17 protein-coding genes and 1 tRNA gene are annotated in these 19631 nt (G+C 75.4%); 6 read left to right on the top strand and 12 right to left on the bottom strand.

From position 1 onward, the window contains the following. The first annotated feature begins 83 nt into the window (after positions 1 to 83). Positions 84 to 584, top strand: coding sequence for a DUF3830 family protein (locus OG946_RS11710; RefSeq protein ID WP_326796061.1), 501 nt, complete (start codon positions 84 to 86; stop codon positions 582 to 584). Between the two features lie 52 nt (positions 585 to 636). On the opposite strand, the gene OG946_RS11705 is transcribed toward OG946_RS11710, so the two are convergent. Both OG946_RS11705 and OG946_RS11700 read right to left on the bottom strand, forming a co-directional pair. After that, entirely contained in the window at positions 637 to 2082 is a 1446-nt protein-coding gene (locus tag OG946_RS11705) for an amidase (RefSeq protein ID WP_326796060.1), read from the bottom strand. Between the two features lie 44 nt (positions 2083 to 2126). Beyond that, a complete protein-coding gene (locus tag OG946_RS11700; protein ID WP_326796059.1) occupies positions 2127 to 3068 on the bottom strand; it encodes a D-2-hydroxyacid dehydrogenase in 942 nt (313 codons plus the stop codon). 246 nt (positions 3069 to 3314) lie between these two features. Here OG946_RS11700 and OG946_RS11695 point away from each other — a divergent pair, with 246 nt between their 5' ends. Continuing rightward, complete coding sequence (locus tag OG946_RS11695; protein WP_326796058.1) at positions 3315 to 4289, top strand: maleate cis-trans isomerase family protein; 975 nt, start codon at positions 3315 to 3317, stop codon at positions 4287 to 4289. Between the two features lie 100 nt (positions 4290 to 4389). After that, complete coding sequence (locus OG946_RS11690; protein ID WP_326796057.1) at positions 4390 to 5130, top strand: maleate cis-trans isomerase family protein; 741 nt, start codon at positions 4390 to 4392, stop codon at positions 5128 to 5130. Between the two features lie 96 nt (positions 5131 to 5226). On the opposite strand, the gene OG946_RS11685 is transcribed toward OG946_RS11690, so the two are convergent. Continuing rightward, positions 5227 to 6996, bottom strand: a complete 1770-nt coding sequence (locus OG946_RS11685; protein ID WP_326800222.1) for a putative bifunctional diguanylate cyclase/phosphodiesterase — start codon at positions 6994 to 6996, stop codon at positions 5227 to 5229. A gap of 446 nt (positions 6997 to 7442) precedes the next feature. Here OG946_RS11685 and OG946_RS11680 point away from each other — a divergent pair, with 446 nt between their 5' ends. Then, entirely contained in the window at positions 7443 to 8876 is a 1434-nt protein-coding gene (locus OG946_RS11680; RefSeq protein ID WP_326796056.1) for a M6 family metalloprotease domain-containing protein, read from the top strand. Positions 8877 to 8978: 102 nt separating this feature from the next. Here the strand turns inward: OG946_RS11680 and OG946_RS11675 are convergent. From OG946_RS11675 to OG946_RS11640, 8 genes are all read right to left on the bottom strand, one after another. Beyond that, positions 8979 to 9052, bottom strand: a tRNA-Lys gene (locus OG946_RS11675). Then, a complete protein-coding gene (locus OG946_RS11670; RefSeq protein WP_326796055.1) occupies positions 9030 to 9617 on the bottom strand; it encodes a bifunctional DNA primase/polymerase in 588 nt (195 codons plus the stop codon). Before OG946_RS11670 ends, OG946_RS11675 begins: the two co-directional genes overlap by 23 nt. Positions 9618 to 9741: 124 nt before the next feature. Then, complete coding sequence (locus OG946_RS11665) at positions 9742 to 10122, bottom strand: hypothetical protein (protein ID WP_326796054.1); 381 nt, start codon at positions 10120 to 10122, stop codon at positions 9742 to 9744. A gap of 109 nt (positions 10123 to 10231) precedes the next feature. Beyond that, complete coding sequence (locus OG946_RS11660; protein WP_442814323.1) at positions 10232 to 11803, bottom strand: AAA domain-containing protein; 1572 nt, start codon at positions 11801 to 11803, stop codon at positions 10232 to 10234. After that, a complete protein-coding gene (locus tag OG946_RS11655) occupies positions 11800 to 13347 on the bottom strand; it encodes a hypothetical protein (protein WP_326796053.1) in 1548 nt (515 codons plus the stop codon). The genes OG946_RS11660 and OG946_RS11655 overlap by 4 nt, the downstream gene beginning before the upstream one ends. After that, complete coding sequence (locus OG946_RS11650; RefSeq protein WP_442814605.1) at positions 13344 to 14600, bottom strand: hypothetical protein; 1257 nt, start codon at positions 14598 to 14600, stop codon at positions 13344 to 13346. The genes OG946_RS11655 and OG946_RS11650 overlap by 4 nt, the downstream gene beginning before the upstream one ends. A gap of 219 nt (positions 14601 to 14819) precedes the next feature. Further along, positions 14820 to 15863, bottom strand: a complete 1044-nt coding sequence (locus tag OG946_RS11645) for a phosphatase PAP2 family protein (protein WP_326796052.1) — start codon at positions 15861 to 15863, stop codon at positions 14820 to 14822. A gap of 192 nt (positions 15864 to 16055) precedes the next feature. Next, positions 16056 to 17345, bottom strand: a complete 1290-nt coding sequence (locus OG946_RS11640; RefSeq protein ID WP_326800219.1) for a tetratricopeptide repeat protein — start codon at positions 17343 to 17345, stop codon at positions 16056 to 16058. Positions 17346 to 17647: 302 nt separating this feature from the next. On the opposite strand from OG946_RS11640, the gene OG946_RS11635 reads away from it, so the two are divergent. After that, complete coding sequence (locus OG946_RS11635; RefSeq protein ID WP_326796051.1) at positions 17648 to 18022, top strand: hypothetical protein; 375 nt, start codon at positions 17648 to 17650, stop codon at positions 18020 to 18022. Positions 18023 to 18089: 67 nt separating this feature from the next. Further along, complete coding sequence (locus tag OG946_RS11630) at positions 18090 to 18947, top strand: spermidine synthase (protein ID WP_442814322.1); 858 nt, start codon at positions 18090 to 18092, stop codon at positions 18945 to 18947. Positions 18948 to 18968: 21 nt separating this feature from the next. Here OG946_RS11630 and OG946_RS11625 read toward each other — a convergent pair whose 3' ends face one another. Then, the gene (locus OG946_RS11625) at positions 18969 to 19541 is read right to left on the bottom strand and encodes a hypothetical protein (protein ID WP_326800217.1); all 573 of its coding nucleotides are present in this window, start codon (positions 19539 to 19541) and stop codon (positions 18969 to 18971) included. Positions 19542 to 19631 lie beyond the last annotated feature (90 nt).

Genomic DNA, 19631 nt, shown 5'->3' with positions numbered 1-19631 from the left:
CCGTCCCCGCCGAAGTTATGCGGGTCGGTTCCGGCCGGTGATCCTCCCGTTATCGTGGGATACACCGAACGAGGGAGTGGTGCATGTCTGCACGATTTGTCGAAGTCTCTCTGGCCAAGCGGGGCGTCCGCTGCACGGCGAAACTGCTCGACGACAGAGCCCCCATGACCTGCGCCGCGGTCTGGAACGCGCTACCGCTCGGCGGCGACGTCTACCACGCGAAATACGCCCGGAACGAGATCTACGCCCTGCTCCCCGCGTTCGCGCCCGCCGAGCCGCCGCTGGAGAACCCCACGGTCACCCCCATTCCCGGGGACCTGTGCTACTTCAGCTTCACCGACACCGTGCTCGGCACCGCCAGCTACGGCTACGAGGCGGAGGCCAAGCACCAGGGCCGCGCCAGCGTCGTCGACCTCGCGCTCTTCTACGAGCGGAACAACCTGCTCATCAACGGCGACTCCGGCTGGGTCCCCGGCATCGTGTGGGGCTCGGTCGTGGAGGGGCTGGACGAGATGGCCGCCGCCTGCCAGGACCTCTGGCGCGCCGGCGCGCTCGGCGAGACCCTCAACTTCCGCCGGCTCTGACCGGGACGGCGCTACGGGGCCGCAGCCCGCGGCCCCGTAGCGCCTTCATGGCTCAGCCCAGGGCCGGGGGCCGGATGCCGTCCGCGATCCCCGACTCGTACAGCGCCTGCGCCGTGCGCAGCACCAGCGCGTCCCGGTGCCGCGCCGCGACGAGCTGCAGCCCCACCGGCAGCCCCGCACCGTCCACCCCGCAGGGCAGGCTGACGGCCGGCTGCTGCGTGAGGTTGAAGGGGTACGTGAAGGGGGTCCACCCCGTCCACCGGGTGAACCCCGAGTCCTTCGGCACCTCCACGCCCGCCTCGAAGGCCGTGATCGGCACGGTCGGCGTGACCAGCACGTCGTACGTCTGGTGGAAGCGCCCCATCGACTGCCCGAGCGCCATCCGCACGTCCACCGCGGCCAGGTAGTCCAGCGCGCTGTACCGCTCGCCCAGCTCCACGATCTCCTTCAGCCCCGGATCCAGCAGCTTCCGCGCTTCCGGACCGTACGGCTGCACCACCCGCGCGGCGCCGCTGAACCACAGCGTGTGGAACGCCTCCTGGCACGCCGCGAGCCCCTCGCACAGCCGCGGGTCGGCCTCCTCCACGTACGCGCCCAGGTCGGAGAGCCGCTCCACCGCTCCCCGCACCACCGCGGCCACCTGCCGGTCGACGGGCACCTGCCCGCCGAAGGTCGCGCTGTACGCCACCCGCAGCCCCCGCACGCCGTCCGCCGCCCCTTCCAGGGCGTCGACGAAGCCGCCCGCGGGCGGGCCGAGCTGCGACCAGTCCCGCGGGTCCGCGCCGCTGATCACGTCCATCATCAGCGCCGTGTCCCGGACGTCCCGGGTCATCGGCCCGACGTGCGCCAGCGTGCCGAACGGGCTCGCCGGATACAGCGGCACCCGCCCGTACGTGGCCTTCAAGGCGACGATCCCGCAGAACGCCGCCGGGATCCGCACCGAGCCGCCGCCGTCCGTGCCCAGGCTCAGCGGTCCCGCGCCCAGCGCCACCGCCGCCGCGCTGCCGCCGCTGGAGCCGCCGGTGGTGCGGCCCGCGTCGTACGGGTTGACGGTGACCCCGCTCAGCGGGCTGTCCGTGGTGCCCTTCCAGCCGAACTCCGGCGTCGTGGTCTTGCCCAGGAACACCGCCCCGTGCTCGCGCAGCCGCGCCACCGAGGGGCCGTCCTCGTCCCACTCCCGGTCCGGGTCGACGAGCCTGGAGCCGCGGAGCGTGGGTGTGCCGCGCTCCAGGATCATGTCCTTGACGGTCACCGGCACGCCGTCGAGCAGCCCGGTGGGCTCGCCGCGCTGCCAGCGGCGCGCGGACGCCTCGGCGCGGGCGAGCGCCGCGTCCCGTACCGCGTCGTCGAGGGTGACGAAGGCGTTGGCCAGCTCCTGCGCCCGGGCCGCGCGCGCGAGGGCCGCGCGGGTGGCGTCGACGGGCGACAGGTCGCCCGAGCGGTAGCCGCGCAGCAGCTCCACCGCCGTGAGATCCGCCGGATCCGTACTCCCCGTCATCCCGCCGCCTCCTAAGTCGTCCGTCACCTTCTCCGCATTCTGCGTCACCGTACGTACCCGAGCTGCTTGTCCACGACGTTGAAGAGCGGCCGGCCCGCCTCCCACAGGTCGAACAGCTTCAGGAACTGGTCGGACAGCGCCCCGCGCCACCCCACGATGTCGCCGCTCATGTGCGGCGAGACGAACAGCCCCGGGACCTGCCACAGCGGGTCCTCGGGCGCCAGCGGCTCGTTCTCGAAGACGTCCAGGGCGGCCGCCGCGATCTCCTGCTGCTCCAGCGCCGCGACCAGCGCCGTGGTGTCGACCAGCGGGCCGCGGCCGACGTTGATGAACCGGGCCCGGTCCGGCATCGCCGCGAACGCGTCGCTGCCGAACATCCCGCGGGTCTCCTCCGTCAGCGGCGCCGCGCAGACCACCCAGTCGGCCTCCACCAGCAGCGCCGGCAGCTCCGCCTGGCCGCGTACGCCCTCGCGCGCGGTCCTGCCCACGAGCTCCGTACGCACGTCCAGGCAACCCAGCGTCTCCGCGATGGCCCGCCCGATCGGCCCGGCGCCCACCACCACCGCCCGGGTCCCCGCGAGCCGCAGCGTCTCGCGGTGCTGCCAGCGGCGCTGGCGCTGCCGCTCCCAGGTGCCCGGCAGGTCCTTCGCCATCGCCAGCACCAGCCCGGCAACGTACTCCGCGATGGGCCGGTCGAAGACCCCGCGGGCGTTGGTCAGTACCGTGTCCGAGGCGGCGAACTCGGGGGAGAGCACATGGTCGACCCCGGCGCTCGGGGTGTGCACCCAGCCGGGCCGCGGTCCCGGCCCCGGCCAGGCTCTGCGCACCGCGGGCGAGGTGAAGTCCCACACCAGCACCACGTCGGCGGTGGGCAGCAGCTCGGCGAGCCCGTCCTCGTCCGTGCTGGTCACGTGGGCCCGGCCGCGGAGCCGGTCCAGGTCGGGCGGCGGGTCGTCGTCGAGGACGAGCACGCGGATATCGGACATAGGAAGGAAACCGTCCCGCAATGTGGCACTGCTGCAATGGGGCCGGTGACGGGGCAGTACTGATTCCCTCACCGGATGTAGCCTGAAAGAGAAGGCGGAAAAACGTCGGAGATGCGAGGATTGACCACGCTAGGGGTGTGCCTCTACCTTCGTCAATAACCGCATCTGTCACTGCGTCCCGGTCGCTCGCCGGCTGCTCCAGATGTTTTACCTTCCCCCAGCCCTCCGTACGAACGGGGCATCCTCATGGACGTCTCTTTTCTGGGCGGACCACAGCCACAGCGTGGTGTGGGTGTCGTAGCCCCTTTTGACTTCGCGCTCGACCGCGAGCTCTGGCGATGGGTCCCGGACGATGTGTCCCTGCATCTGACGCGCACCCCCTACGTCCCCGTCGAGGTCAGCCTCGACCTGGCCAGGCTCGTGAGTGAGCACCAGACCCTTCGCGAGGCGGTACGGGCCCTGACGGCCGTCTCCCCCGAGGTCATCGCCTACGCGTGTGCGTCCGGCAGCTTCGCCGACGGCCGCATGGGCGAGCGTGCCATGACCGCCGCCATGTCGTCCGCCGCCGCGGTGCCGGCGCTGACGACATCCGGAGCCATGCTCGCGGCGCTGAACGAGATCGGTGCCCGTCGCACCGCCATCGTCACGCCGTATACACCGTCCGTCACCGGCGCCCTGGAGGAGTTCCTCGAAGAAGGCGGCATCGAGGTCACGGGGCGCGCCAGCCTCGGCCTGACCCGGCACATCTGGCGGGTGCCGTACCGGGAGGTCGTCGAGATGGCGCGGATCGCGGTCGCGCAGGGCTCCCCGGACGCGCTGTTCATCAGTTGCACCAACCTGCCGACGTACGACGTCATCCCCCAGCTCGAAGCGGAGCTGCGGATGCCGGTGCTCTCCGCGAACCAGGTCACGGTCTGGGAGGCGCTTCAGCGCATCGGCAAGGAGGCCGTGGGCCCTTACCAGGCGCTGCTGGACCCGGCAGCACGGCTCGGCTGGGCGGCCATGGCGCCGCCGGACGCCACGGTGCTCCCGGACGTGACGGTGCTGTCGGCGGAGCCGGCGGGAGGGCCCCCCGAGGTCCCCGCGCCGCCCGGGGACATCGCCGCCCCGCCGCCCCCGCCGGAGGCGGCGCTCGCGGGTTCCGCGCAGGCGCAGGACGCCGACGCGGTGGACGCGGTGGAGCCGCTGTGGCCGGACGATCCCGGGCAGTGGCCGGCGTAGGGCGGGGCGGGCCGCCGCAGGCCGGCGGAGCAAGAAGACCGGAGACCCGGCGTGGGGGAGTGCCCGCGCCGGATGACGCACGTCCACGTAGGGAGGCAGTGTGCAGCAGACCGCGAAGGCGACCGCGACCGTCGGGTTCCTCTACCCCGGGTACTCGGCCGAGGACGACTACCCCCGCATCCAGGACATGCTCGGCGGCGAGACGGCGCTGCCGCTCGTCCACACCGACATCGGCGAGGACGCCCACCGCGTGGACGCCCTGCTGGAGATGGGCTCCGCCGCCCGGCTGGCCGCGGGCGTGGACCAGCTCAAGGCCCAGGGGGCGCAGGCGGTGGTCTGGGCGTGCACCAGCGCCAGCTTCGTCTACGGTCCCGAGGGCGCGGCGCGGCAGGTGGCCGAGCTGTCCGAGACCGCGGGGCTGCCGGCCTCCAGCACGTCCTTCGCCTTCGCGCGCGCGGTGGCGGAGCTGGGCGTGCGCCGGGTGGCGGTGGCCGCGACGTACCCGGAGGACGTGGCGGAGCTGTTCGCCGTGTTCCTGAAGGCGGGCGGCGTCGAAGTCACCTCGACCCGCGGCAGCGGGATCATCACCGCCGCCGAGGTCGGCACCTGGGCCAGGGACGAGGTGCTGGAGCTGGCCCGCGCGGGCGACCACCCGGACGCGCAGGCGGTGCTGCTGCCGGACACGGCGCTGCACACGGCGGCGTACGTCGCGGAGGTGGAGGCGGCGCTCGGCAAGCCGGTGCTCACGGCGAACCAGGTCACGGTCTGGGAGGGGCTGCGTCTCCTGGGCCGCCGGGCGGCGGAGCCGGCGCTGGGGCGGCTCTTCGGCGCCCGGGACTGACCGCGCGCGCCCGGGGGCGTACGCGCCGGTGCGACGGGCGTACGAGCCGGGCGGGGGACGTACACGACGGCCGGAAGGCGACGCCCTCCGGCCGTCCTACAGCAGCCGCTCCACCCGCTCGGCCGGCACGGCCCGGGAGTAGAACCAGCCCTGCGCCGTGTCGCACCCGATCCGGCGCAGCCGCTCGGCCTGCTCGCCGCTCTCCACGCACTCCGCGGTGACGCTGATGCCCAGCCGGTGCGCCAGGTCGACCAGCGCCTCGACGATCGTCTCGTCCGCCGGGCTCGGGTGCTCCGCGGAGCTGAAGCCGCGGACGAACGAGCCGTCGAGCTTCAGCGCGGACACCGGCAGCCTGCTGAGGTACGCGAGGTTGGAGTAGCCCGTACCGAAGTCGTCGATGGCGATGCCGACGCCCATCTCGCTCAGCTCCTGGAGCGCCTGCAGCGGCCGGCCGGCCGAGCCCATGACCGCCGACTCCGTCAGCTCCAGTTGCAGCAGCCGCGGCGGCAGGCCCGTCTCCTCCAGGATCTGCGCGACATCGGCGACCAGGTCGGAGTCCCACACCTGCCGCACGGCGACGTTGACGCTGACGAACACCGGGTCCGCGGGGCGCAGCCGGCGCCAGCCGGCCGCGCGGTGGCAGGCGGTGGCGAGCACCCAGCGGCCGAGCGGCACGATCGCGCCGTTCTCCTCGGCCAGTCCGATGAACCGATTCGGCGTCAGCGTGCCGAGCTTCGGGTGCTGCCAGCGCACCAGCGCCTCCACGCCGCGCACGCTGCCGTCGCCGAGGTCGATGAGCGGCTGGTAGTCGAGCGTGAACTCGCCGCGCTCGATGGCCGGGCGCAGCGTGGAGGAGAGCGCCTGCCGGGTCATCCGGTGGGCGTTGCGCTCGGGGTCGAAGAGGGTCCAGCGGGCCTTGCCGTCTGCCTTCGCCCAGTACAGCGTGGTGTCGGCGGCCTGCATCAGGGCCGTGGCCGTCTGCCCGCTGGCCGCGCGCTCGACGACGCCGATGCTTGCCGAGACCGCGAGCCGCTGCCCGGCGAGGTCGAAGGGCTCCTGCAGCGCGTCGAGCAGCCGCTGCGCCAGCTCCCCGAGCTGCTCGGTACCGGCGGAGCGGGCCACGAGCACCGCGAACTCGTCGCCGCCGAGCCGGGCGACCGTGATGCCGTGCTTCTCGGCCTTGCCCGCCTCCGCGGTGCAGGCCACCAGCCGGCGGGCGACGGCGGCGAGCAGCCGGTCGCCCACGCGGTGGCCGAGGGTGTCGTTGACGGCCTTGAAGCCGTCGAGGTCGAGGTACGCGAGCCCGACGCGCCCCGCCGCCCCCGGCGCCGGCGCCGCCGCCCTCGTGCTCGTACGGGACCCGCCCTGCCCGCGGCCCCGGCCGGCGCCGCCGTGCTCGGCCGCGGGCTCCTCCGCCTGCCTGGCCTCCTGGAGCGCGCCGGTGAGCCGCTCGAAGAACAGCTCCCGGTTCGGCAGCCGGGTCACCGGGTCGTGCATCTTCAGATGGCGCAGCTTCGCGCGCAGCTCGCGCTGCTCGGTGACGTCCGAGAGCGACAGCAGCGCCCGCCCGCCGGAGAGCGGGGTGAGGGTCATCTCGACCGACAGCGACCGGCCGCCCGCGTCCTTCATCCGCCGCGTACAGCGCAGGGAGGCGCGCCTGCCCTGGAGCACGTCCACGAAGCCGGCCCAGCTCCACGGCTCGTCGCGCAGCCCGGTCAGCTCCGCCGCCGAGGCGCCGGCGAGACCGCTCTCGCCCGTGCCGACCAGCTCCTGCATCCGGCTGTTCGCGGCCCGTACGAGGCCGTCGCCGCCCACGACGGCCATCGCGAGCTGTGCCCCGTCGAAGGCGGCGCGGAAGTCGTCCACGGGCGCGCCCGCGGGGAGGTGACGTTCCGTGACCGCCTGGAGTGAGGTCCCGGGCCCGCAGCCCGGCCCTTCGAGAGATACGCTCACCGCTCGCTCCCGCCCGTGGGGACCGCTCGGCTCCGCCGCTGCAGAGCCACAGCGCTGGAAATGTGCCCGATCATAGGGCTACCGGCTGTGTCGATCCAGTGACGCCGCTACGGCGCGGAAAGCGCTGAGCCGGATGGGGCCGGGAGTGATCGCACATGGCCGCCTCCTGCCGGGCGAATGACCAGATGTGACTTTGTGTTACCCGCACATGCTCCTGATCTCCCCTCTCGTCCCGCCCCGGAGTCACCCGTGTGGGGCACTGGAACAGGACGGACGGGAACAAACACGAACAAAGTGGGCTGTGTTCCCTACTCTTCCGAGCCGATGAGGTCGATGTGGCCCACCCATCCATACCCCCTGTGGAACAGGACCAGTCGCGCGCGTTGCACCGGGCCGCCGCCGTGGCCACCTCGCTGTCCGCCGTCATGGCCACCTCCCTCATCGCCGACCCGGTCGGTGCCCAGCCCGGACACCCCTGCGCGCTGGAGCGGACCGCCGCCCACCACTCCGAGGGGATCGCCGGCTGGGACCCCGCGTACCCGCGGCCGAAGAAGACCCTCGACGCGGTGATGGTGTATCTCTCCTTCCCCGATTCGGAGCCGCTGACCTCCCCGGACGAGTTGACCGGGGACCACTTCCCGGCCACCGCCGAGTTCTTCGAGCGGGCCTCGTACGGGCAGTTCCGGCTGAAGGTCGACGCGCGCGAGCGGTGGATACGCATGCCGTCGGACTCCCTGTCCTACGGCATCGCCCGTGACTGGGACCCGGCGGCGCGCAGCCGTTTCCTGAACGACGCGGTGTCCGCCGCCGATCGGAAAGTGGACTTCCGTGATTACGACGTGGTCTATCTCGTCGCCGACCCTGATGCCCCCGGCGTGGATTCCGACGCCACCAAGGTGGTCAACTTCGAAACCCCGATGCGCGCCGATGGCACCGACCTGCACCGCATCGTCACCGTCTTCGAGCAGCATCCGCCCGACCGCAACGTCCTCGCCCACGAGACCGGCCACGTCTTCGACCTCCCCGACCTCTACCACCGTCCGCTCGACGGCAGGGCCGACTGGGACACCCACGTCGGCGACTGGGACCTCATGGGCAGCCAGTTCGGGCTGGCGCCCGACCCCTTCGGCTGGCACAAGTGGAAACTCGGCTGGCTGGGAGACGACCAGGTCGGCTGCGCCGCGAACCCCGGGTCTGACCGCTTCACGCTGCACGCGCTGTCCGCCCCCACGAGCCCGCGGACGCCTCCGCGCGGGACCACGGAGACGCAAGCGGAGAACGGGGCGGGAGAGGTCCGGGGGCGAAGGGACGCGGGAGGTACGGGTGATACCGGGGGCGGCGGGGACGCGGGAGGCCCGGGGGACCGGGGCGAGCCGGGCGATCGGGGCGAGCCGGCCGATCGCCGGGAGCGGGGCGGGAACGGGAAGGGGACGGCGGTCCTGCGGCGCGGCACCCGGCTCGTCGTCGTGCCCACCGGCGCCACCACCGCCATCGCCGTCGAGGCCCGCGGTCGCTACGCCAACGACCGGCACGCCTGCACCGAGGGCGTCCTCGTCTACCGCGTCCACACCGGCACCGACTCCGGCGGCGGCCCCGTCGAGGTCGTCGACGGCCACCCCCGCACCGCCGCCTGCCACGACACCTCCGTCTACCCGCCGCTCGCCGACGCCCCGCTGGGCGAGGACGAGAGCCTGGAGCTGAAGCGCGAGGGCGTACGCGTGGAGGTCACCGGACGTACGGCGGACGGGGGCTGGGGCGTACGGGTCGTACGGGGCGCAGCGAAGCGGGGCTGACCGGCGGCGCGGGTGCCGGTGCCGCGGCGGGATCCGGCCCGGAACGCGGACCGGGCGCCTTCGGAGATCCGAAAGCGCCCGGGTCGACGGTCTTGCATGCTGTACGCCGTCAGGGACTCGAACCCCGGACCCGCTGATTAAGAGTCAGCTGCTCTAACCAACTGAGCTAACGGCGCCTGTCGACGTGGTCGACTTTAGCACCCGGGCCCCGGAGATCGAAAATCGGTATTCGGGAGCGGCCGCCGCGGCCCGCACGCACCCCCACAGCAGCTCCTTCGGGCCCGGCAGCCACGGGAACCGCACCTCCGGCGCGACCAGCCAGCGCGCCGCCCCCGCGCCGGCGCCCTCGCGCCGCCCGTACACCGGGGGCAGCGTGACCGCGTCGCCCGGCCCGTGGCAGAGCGCCGGGGGCAGCCCGGGGCGCCACTCCTCCCAGGACAGCAGGGCGGGCAGCCGGGCGGCGGTGCCGGGGGCGGCGAAGAGCAGCGTCCGGTCGCGTACGGCCGCGGCGGGGCCGCTGCCCGCGCCGCGCGACCACAGCAGCTCCAGCACCCGGCGGCCCGGCAGCGCGGGGAGGCTCACCACGTCGAACGCGCCGCCGCACGGCAGCACGGCGGGCGCCGCGGGGCGCTGCGACCACAGCGCGTGCACGCTGCGCGGGAAGGGGCTGGCGGAGGCGAGCCAGTCGGCGCCCGCGGGGGTCACGTCGCTGGCGGGAGTGTCCGATGCGTGACGGTTCATGGAAACCACATCTACGCGCGCTGCCGCACGCCCCCGTACAGATCCGCGGAACCGGGGACAAGTCGGCGCGGAGGCGAGTACTCTGCGGCGGTTTGCGCGCGTGCTGCGTGTCCTCGCGCGCCTGCTACGTCTCCGAAGGGGACCCCGTGCCGCCGCCCGCGAGGAGGTCGCGGCCGTACTCGACCATCCGCTTCGCGTAGTCCTCGGTCCAGTCGGCCCGCTCCGCGATCGCCTCCGGCGTCAGCCGGTCGAACCGCTTGGGGTCGGCGAGCTGCGCCGCCGCCATCGCCTGGTACTCGATGGCCCGGTCGGTCGCCGCCCGGAAGGCCAGCGTGAGGTCGGTGGCGCGGGCCAGCAGCTCGCGGGGATCCTCGATCGACTCCAGGCCGAAGAAGTGCTCGGCATCGGGCTCCGCGAGCGGGGGCTCGAAGAGCAGCGCGGCGGGCCGGCGCGGGGTGCGCGGCTGCTCCGTCCGGCCTGGCCGAGCCGGGTCCGGCTCCGTCATAGGGGTCCTCCACTTGCCTCTGTGCCACCGCCCATTCTCCCCCGCCGCGCAACCCCGCCCCCGCCCGGCGCCGCCGGACCGCCCGTACGGGCGCGTGCCGGGCCGGCGCTCACGCCCGTACCCGATGGTCCGCCAGGTGCGCCAGCACCGCCTGGTGGGCCTCCCAGCCGTCCGGGAACTTGACCGCCGCGCCGAGCTGCACCGGCTCCGTCGACGGGTGCTCGTCCAGCAGCTCCGGCACGCCCGCCCGGCACACCACGACGCACGCGTGCCGGTGCCGCGAGGCGAGCACGCACAGGCGCCCGGTCTCCAGGTGGAACGCCGTCGCGTCCGGGCGTCCCGACAGCGGGTGCAGCACCACCGTGACGTCGAACTCCATGCCCTGCAGCCGGTTCGCCGTGTCCACCGTCACCGCGTCCGCCGACTCCGCGGGCAGCGTCCGCGTGAGCGCGGCCCGTACCGCCGCGGCCTGGTCCCGGTGCGCCGTGCCCACCGCGATCCGGTCCGCCGTCAGCTCGCCCTCGCCGCGCTCCGAGGCCGTCGTGCCGCGCCGCTCCAGCAGCCGCCGCACAACCCGCGCCACCGCCGCCACCGCCGCCGGGTCGGTCCGCGGCGTGTGCGCCGCGGGCAGCTCCAGCAGCCCCCAGCCGCTCGCCGCCGCCTCGTCCAGCACCCGGTCGGCGCCCGACCCGTCCGACCGCTCCGCGAACGCCAGCCGCCGCTCACCCGGGCCCGTACCGCTGCGGAACGGCGTGAAGGGGTAGAACGCCCGCGACACCAGCGGCGCGGCCGACGCCGGCAGCCGCCAGGACACCGGCAGCCGGTGCTGCGGCAGCCCCGGGTGGTGCGCCAGCAGCGTCGTCACCGCGCTGGCCGCCGGGTCCCAGGCCAGCCCCGACCACTGCTCGGCGCCGACCGCGCTGAACGGGTCGAGCTGCCCGGGGTCGCCCACGAACAGCGCGCGCTCGAAGAGCCCGGCGACGGAGAGCAGCGCGTCGGAGCGCATCTGGTACGCCTCGTCCACGATGGCGTGCTCCCAGCGCTCGCCGCCGTCGCCCTCCTTCGCCCGGGCCGCGGCGACGTAGGCCCACTTCGCGGCGGTGGAGGCGATGACGCCGAGTCCCGCGAGATCGGCGACGCTCGTGGCGGTACGCACGTGCTCGTGGCCGTCGAGCACGGGGTCGTAGGGGCGGGGGTCGCTGCTGTGCAGCCGGCCGACGGGCAGGTCGGGCTGCTCCCGGGCGAGGCGGTCGACGAGGTCGTCGACCTGCGCGTTGGTCTGGGCGACGAGGAGGAGCCTGCGGCCGGCGGCGGCCAGCTCGCGGGCGGCGCGGACGACGAGGGTCGACTTGCCCGCGCCGGGCGGGGAGTCGACGAGGACGCCGCGGGAGTGGCCGTCGAGGGTGTCGCGGAGGATGGCCTCGGTGGCGGCCCGGGCGGCGGTGGCGGGGTCGGCGTCGTGGGGCCCGGGGGCGGCCCGATGCGGGGGGCGCGTGGCCGCGGTGCGGGGCTCGGGGGCGTACGCGCGGGCGCGCTGCGCGGCACCGGCCGCCTCCGCCGGGCCCGCCGCCTCGGCCGCCGGGCCGTCCGGCGCGCCCGCCCCGCCCGGCGCGCGTGTGTCCGCCGCGCGCTGGGTGCGGTCTGCGCGCCCGTACGCGTCCGTCCTCGGCTCCGTCGTCACAGGAAGTCCTCCGCCGTCACCCGGTCCGGCTCCTCCGCGGCCCGCGCCGCCGGGCTGCCGTGCGTCCACGGGGTGTCCTCCGGCTCCGGCAGCGCGGGGCCGCGGCGGGCCGTGTGCTCGAAGAGCGTCCACACCACCCGGTCGCCCGGCTCCGGCACCGAGCCCTCCGCGGGGGTACGCGAGCGGCCCATGCCGTCCTGCAACTGCACGGTGACGCGCCCGTCCCCGTACCCGGCGACCAGCGCGCGCTGCGTGCGTCCGCCGGGCAGCTCACGGTAGACCTTGCCGCCGTCCTCCAGGTGCGGTTCGTCGTCCGTGGCGACGGTGACCAGCGGCCGGGGCATCGGACGGCGGCCCTCGGAGTACGCCATCTCCACCGACTCCGTACGGCACACGAACGCCTGCCCCGCGAGCCGCCGCTCCGCCATCGTCAGCGGGTCGTCCAGCGCCTCCTGGGCGTCCAGCTCGGCCAGCGCGCGCTCGCGCTGGGCCAGCTTGCGGGCGGCGGTCACCGCGTCGTCGCGGCGCGGCTGCGGGGGCTCGCCGGCGCGCACCCGGTCGCGGTGGGCGGTGAACGACCACCTGTCGCCGAGCCACCGGCCCGGCACGTGCGCGCCCTCGGGAAGGGCACGCAGCAGGTCGTACGACCGCCAGACCGCGTCCCACGTGGGGCGCAGCCGGCTCTCCACGAGCCGGGCGACGGTCTCTTCCGCCGCCCGCGTCGCGGCCCTGTCGCCCTCGGCGCGGGCGCGGTCGAAGCGGGCCATGGCGGGGGCGAGGAGCCGGTTGTCGAACGCGGGGTCGGTGGCGGGTCCCGCCGGGGGCACGAGCAGTTGGCCCTCGGCGTCGCGGCCGGTCTCCGCGCGCTCCGCGGCCGCCGCGCCGTCCGTGATCCAGGCGAGCAGGGCGCCGAGGTGCTGGTCCTCGACGGTGCTCTGACCGGTGGCCCAGTGCCGGGCGAGCAGTTCGGTGGCCGACAGCAGCAGCGCGGCGCCGGGCACGCGGGCGCGCTCGCCGTAGTGCGACAGCCAGCGGCCGAGGAGCGGCACGCGCGGGGGCGCGGGGTGCGGGGTGTCCGGGTCGTCCTCGGCGGTCCTGCGGAAGCGCATAGAGCGGCCGAGGAGGCGCACGTACTCGACGCCGGCGCGGCTGGGCACGAGGAGCTGCGCGGCGTCGGCACAGGGCTCCGCGGGGGGCTCGTCGTCGCCGTCCGTGGTGTTCTCGGAGTCGCCGGTGCCGCCGGTGCCGCCGGTTTCGCCGTCCTCGGCGTACGACTCGACGTACGGCAGCACCTCCGCCGCCAGCTCCGCCAGAAACGCGAACCGCAGGTCGCGGTCGCGCGGCTGCGGCACGACCAGCAGGCGCGGCCGGTCGCGGTCGCAGCCGACGAGCGCGCCGAGCGGGGCGGCGGCCTCGCCGGCGGCGGTCATCGGGACGAGGACGAGCGGCCGGTCGGACAGATGCCGGTGCCGCACGGTCGCGAGCGGGGTGGCCCGCCCGGCGACCACGGCCTCCGCCCGCGCGAGGGTGACCATGAGACTCATACGCCGCCGCCCCCGTCGGCGGCGGCCAGCGCCTCCGCGCGCAGTACGGCGGCGCGCCGCAACGCCGCCACGGCGGGATCCTCCGGAGACAGACCGGCCCGGTCCACCTCCGGCTCCGCCGGCCGCGCGGCAGCGGCGGGACCCGCGGCGGTCCCCCCTGCTTCCGCCATGCCCGCCCCGGCGTCCACGCCGCTCGCCCGCGGCGCCCCGCCCGACGCCGCGGTCACGACCTCCGCCACCGTGCGCAGGCCGCCCAGGTCGCTGCGTACACCGCGGCCCAGGGCGGTCACGTCGCCCCGCTCGCGGGCTTGCGCGCGGCAGTGGAAGGCCAGTTCGCAGGCCGCCAGGCACTCCGGGGCGTACGCGGCGGGCACCGACTCCACCGCCGTCAGCAGCCGGGGCGGGGGCTGGCGCACGTCCAGGGTGAGGTCCGCGGGCAGGGTGGCGGCGATCGCTTCGAGGCGGGTGAGGCGGGCCAGCTGGCGGCGGGTGGCGGCCAGTTGCTTGCGTACGTCGACGGGCTCGGCGACCGGCTGGTTGGAGAAGTCCTTGGGGCACACCAGCAGCACGTTGTCGTGCACCTCGCAGTGCGGCTGCAGCGCCAGCACGTACACCGCCGCCTGCCGGGCCGCCGCGCCGACCTTCGCCGGGTCCGCGGCACCGTCGAGGATCGGGAAGGACTTGATCTCGACCACCGTGCAGCGCCCGTCGGGGCCGACGACCGCCGCGTCCGGCTCCAGGTACACCGGCGCGCCCGCGACCTCCAGGCTGACCATCGGGTGCCGCAGCAGCGTCCAGCCGTCCGCCGCCACCGCCTCGGCGAGGGCCAGCCGGGTGCGCTCCGTACGCCCGCGCGGGCCGGGGGCGGCCAGGTCGGGGACGTGCACGGCGGCGGGCTCCGGCGGGGTCTCGCCGGTCCGCTCGGCGAGGAGGCTCAGCAGCTCGGCCCCGTCGTCGGCGGTGATACGGGCCTCGAACGCGTTGCCGCGGGCGAAGGCGAACTGCGACTGGCCGAACGGCGCCGGTCTGCCCAGCGCCTCGGCGAGCGCGCCCTTGTCGATCCCGGCGCCGTCCAGCAGCGTCCGGCGGCGGCACCCGGGGTTCGCCGCCAGCGCGGCGAGCGCCCGCGCGTCCAGGGCGCGCGCCTGGACGTCCGCGCCGCGCAGCGCGTCGAGCCGGCGGCGCAGCGAGGGTCCGGGCGCCGGGTCGGTCCCGTGCCCGGCGGCGCCTGCGTCGGCGTGGGCGGGGGTCAAGTCGCCCGTAGCGGTCGTACGTTCCACGCGCCGCAGTCTGGCACGCCCCACCGACACCGGGGGTGCCCACGGAGCGGGAGCGGCGCCGCGGCGGTCCGCCGGGTGGCCCGCCGCGGGGTCGTGTCCACCGGTGTCAGGCGCGCCCGCGGCGCATCCGGCGGATCTGCGCGTACGGGCGTACCGGGCGCGGCACCCGTCCATCGCCGCGCCCGCCGCGCGTCAGTACGCGAGTCTCCTGCACATCACCTGTGCCGCGCCCCCGCGCTGCTCCACCGGCGCCCGTCTGCCGCCCGACGGTGCCGGCGGGTCGCCCGGGCCCGGGTTCTCGTGGGTGGCGCGCGGGCTCGGGATGTGGGGCGCTTCCGGGGCGTCCCCCGGGGCGCCGCCCCCGCCCGTGCGGACCTTCTCCGGCGCGCGGTCGTCCGCCGGTACGTCGCTGCCGTCCGGGTCGTCGGGCCGCGGGCCGCCCGCGGCGACCACGCCGCCGCCCGCGGGCGTGCCGCCGCCGCTGACGTGGGAGGCGAGCCGGTACACCCGGCGGCGGATGCCGTCCGCGGCGCGCAGCGACGGGCGGAGCAGCAGCCAGCCGATACCCATGACGGCGGCGCCCGCGACCGCGTCGAGGAAGTAGTGGTTGGCGGTGCCCATGACCACGATGGTGGTGACGAGCGGGTATGCGACGCCCAGCAGCCGGACCGGCGTGTGCGGGGCGTGCCGCCACAGCACCACCGCGCACCACAGCGCCCAGCCCACGTGCAGGCTGGGCATCGCCGCGTACTGGTTGGTCAGCCCGCCGAGCCCGCGGGGCGCGCTCGCCTCACCGCCCCACCAGCCGTAGGACGAGTACTGCGCCATCGTGTCGACGAACCCGTAGGCCGGGTCCAGCAGCCGCGGCGGGCAGGTCGGCATGAGGATGAAGCCGACGAGCGCGACGACGGTGGAGAGCAGCAGCCAGGTGCGGTAGCGCCGGTAGTGCACGCGGTGGCGGAGCCAGACCCACACCAGGACCACGGGCGTGACGACGTAGTGCAGGGACGCGTAGATGAAGTCGGCGGGGACGCCGAGCACCGCGTGCGCGGTGAACAGTCTGTTGAGCGGGTCCTCGAAGTTGATGTGCAGGGTCTTCTCGATGTCGAGCAGCGCGAGGCCGTTGTCGACCGCCATGGTCACGTCGCCGCGGGCCAGCAGCCGGCCCGCCGAATACGCCATGTACACCACGACGACGAGCAACAGCTCCGTCCACCAACGCTGCCTCAGTCGCATGGTCCAGGCACTCCGTCTCCGCTTCCCCGCTACGGGCCGCCCCACGTGGCCCACGGACAACCGTACGGTGTACGTCAGCCCACCGCACGATGTATATCCCTCCACCGGTTGGTGGATGCAAACCTCCACCGAAGAGTGGAGGGAGCCAGAAAGACGCGGAATGATCCGGAAAGGTTGCCTGGGGTCGGCGGATCAGGCGGAAATCAGCCCCGGGTTCGTCAGGAACGCGTCCACCTCGGAGCTGCCTGACCAGCGCCGCAGCCTCTCCGCGGTGGCGTCGAGCATGGCGCGTACGCGCGTGGAACGCACCTCCTCCAGGAGCGCGAGCGCGCTGCCGGCCGCGGCGGCGGCCTCGTCGGGCCGGCCTGCGGCGGCGAGGTCGGCGGCCAGCTCCGCGGTGAACAGGGCGGTGTTGCGGGCGAAGTGCGGGTCCTGCAGGAGTACCGCGCGGCGGGCGCACTCGGCGGCGCGGGTGTGGTCGCCGAGCGCCGCCCAGCACTGGGCCTCCAGGCCGGTCAGCTCGGCCTCGCCGTAGAAGGACATCCACTCCGGGCACGCGTCCGCCGTACCCCGCGCGAAGAGGTCGCCGGCCGTGGTCAGCGCCTCGCGGGTCGCGGCGGGGTCGCCGAGGAGCGCCCAGCCGCCGGCCTCGCGGGCGGCGAGCAGCGAGCGCAGCCGGTCGCAGCCGGCCGCGGCGGCGGCCTGGCGGCCGGCCTGGGCGGCACGTACGGCCTCGTGGGCGCGGCCGGTGTCGCGGGCCAGGAACGCGGTGTTGGAGAAGGCGTGCGCCTCCAGGGCGGGGTCGTCGGCGAGCCGGGCGGTGGCGAGGGCCTCGGCGTAGTGCGAGCGGGCGTCGGCGTAGCGGCCGGAGTCGTGGGCCAGCCAGCCGACGGAGAGGGCCAGCTCACCGGCCGCGGCGTGCAGCCGGTCGGCGTCGGAGCCGGGGCGCGGGGCGGTCTCGGGGAGCAGGGCGCGGGCGGTGCGCAGGGTGCAGCCGGCGCGGGCGTAGAGGTCGTCGGCGCCGTGCCGGTCGTCGTGCAGCCGGATGCGGCGTACCGCCTCCGCCACGGCGGCCTCGGGGAACTCGGGCGTACGGGCCCGGGCGGGCGGCAGCGCCGCGAAGGGCGGGAGCGGCGGCGGCCCGCCGGCCGCGGGGGAGGGCTTCGCCGGCCCTTCCGGAGGCGTGGGGCGTACGGACGTGCGCGGGGGCGCATCTTTCCTGCCGCGCGCCCTTCGGCCCCGTACCGCCGCCCGCGGCTCGAAGCCCAGATCGCCCAGCGAGCGGCCCGGGAACATGTGGAGGAACACGCGCTCGTACGCGTAGTTGGGGCACCGGATCTCGCCGGACTCGACGCGGCCCACGTAGCGCGCGTCACACGAGACCTGTTCGCCGATCTCCCGCGCGGCCCGCCGCACCGAGGCGGCGAACTCGCCCGGTGACCGGCTGCCGCGCAGCTCGCGGAAGGCGGCGTTGGGGCGCAATCGGTCGGGTGGTGCGGCCACGTCCGCTGTTCCTCCCTGATGCTGCTCGACAACTGCTGTGCCGCGACCGCCGATCGGCAACTGATGTGCCCCACGGTCGGCGCCGCACGGCGGCCCGCTCGCACCCGCGGTGCGCGCGCCGCCACGCAGAGTCTGCCGACCCGCGGGACTCCTCGCCCCCGATCCGCCATAAAACGCCATCCTTTGCGGCGACTTCATACCGTGCCGTTGACGCGGTCCTGGCGTTGGATGTGCAGAGGACCGGGGGAACCACGACGGGGACTGGATGAGGAGGGGTTCCTGTGCCGGACACCGGCGGGGAGACCACTGTCGGTACGAGAGCCGCCGCGGACCCGTGTGACCTGGTCACCGTCCCGGCAAGACACGGCCTCGAAGCGGTCGACATCCTCCGGCTGCGCACGGCCGTCGGGCCCGTGCTGCACGACGGCGGCGTCGACACCCTCGGCTTCCTGGTGCCGCCGGGCACGGCGGCGCGCTGGGACCTGCCCGGCAGCGCGTGCACCCCGACGCTGCGCCGCGGGCCCGCGGCGCCGCCGGTGGCGGGGACGTACTGGCTGGTGCCGCCGGAGGAGGCGGCGCCGGTGACGGACCCGGTGCTGCTGGCGGCGGCGCTGTGCGAGGCGGCCCGTACGATCGAGGCCGCCGACCGCTTCTGAGCCCCGGGCCGCCCGCCCCGCACCCCCGCGGAGCGCGCCCAGGACCCGGGCGGGGGATACTGGGCCCGTGGCCAGGCAGAGGTCGCGCGGCGGGCGCAGCCCCGTCGTGGTGGACGTGGACGGCGGCACCGCCGAACTGCGTCCCGACCCCGACCGCCCGCGCGCCTGGATGCTGCTCCTCGACGGCGCCCCGCAGTCGCACGTCGACCTCGACGACCCCGCGCACCTGGCGTTCGAGTACCAGCGCCGCCTCGGCCACGTCGCCGACCTCGTCGCCCCCGCCGGCCGCCCCGTGCAGGTCCTGCACCTCGGCGGCGGCGCGCTGACCCTCCCGCGCTACATCGCCGCCACCCGCCCCCGCTCCGTCCAGCAGGCCGTCGAGATCGACGGCAGGCTCACCGCGCTGATACGCGCCGAACTGCCGCTGCCCGAGCGGGCGCGGATCCGGGTGCGGCACGGGGACGCCCGCGCGGTGCTCGCCAGGATGCCGGACGACTGGGCGGATCTGATCATCGGCGACGTCTTCCACGTCGCACGCACGCCCGCGCACCTGACGACCACGGAGTTCCTGGGCGACGTACGCCGGGTGCTGCGCCGCGGCGGCGTCTACGCCGCCAACCTCGCCGACGGGCCGCCGCTCGCGTATCTGCGGGCGCAGACCGCCACCGCCGCCGCGGTCTTCCCCGAGCTGTGCGTCGTCGCCGCCCCCGCCGTCTGGCGCGGCCGGCGCTTCGGCAACGCCGTGCTCCTCGGATCCGCCGTCCCGCTGCCGGTCGGCGAGCTGACCCGCAGGGCGGCCACCGACCCGCAGCCCGGCCGCGTCGAACACGGGCGCGCGCTCCGGGACTTCGCCGCCGGCGCCCGGCCGGTGACCGACGCCACGGCGACCGAGTCGCCGGCGCCGCCGCCCGGGGTGTTCACGTAGCCGAGGACGGGTCCGGGTCCTTCAGGTCGCGTACTCGTTCGTCTCCACCCGCGGCGGGCCGTCGTGCCACGTGCAGATCACCGACGTCCGCCGGCCGTCCGCGACGAAGTCGACGCGGATCCACGTCGTCTGCTCCCACGTCTGCATCTGCCACCCCGCGTCCGGCGTCGCCGACACCAACTCCGCGGAGTCCGCGGCCATCTCGAACGTCACCCGCCCGCCGGCCACCGGATACGTCTGCACGTCCCCCGTCGCGCTCGCCGCCGGCCGGTCCTGCTGCGCCGCGTCCCCTGCGCCGTCCCCCGGGCCCTCTTCCGCCCCCACCGTGCCCTCGGGGCTCTGCGTACGCCGCTCGCGCTCCGGCAGAGCCTGCGAACTCTCCGGCGCCGACGGGGTTTCCGGCTCCGGCGTCGGCGAGGGCGGCGCGGGCCGCTCCGTCGCCGTGCCGACCAAAGGAGGCTGCGAGGACGGCGCCCGGCCCGACAGCGGCACCGTGTGCGGCCGGTCGGACGTGCTGTCCAGCACCAGCCTGACCCCGAACCACGACACGGTTACGGCCGCCAGTGTCGCCAGGGTCCACGCGAGCGCGTGCACAAGCCTTCGACGCATCAGCTATATCCTGCCGCACCCGCCCCCGCGATGCCGCACCCCGGCCGGAACCGCTTGCCGCCGGTTATCCACAGG

The sequence above is a fragment of the Streptomyces sp. NBC_01808 genome (assembly GCF_035917395.1).
Taxonomy (GTDB): Bacteria; Actinomycetota; Actinomycetes; order Streptomycetales; family Streptomycetaceae; genus Streptomyces.
The sequence above is the reverse complement of the archived record's forward strand: the minus strand, read 5'-3'. Positions and strand labels throughout refer to the sequence as shown.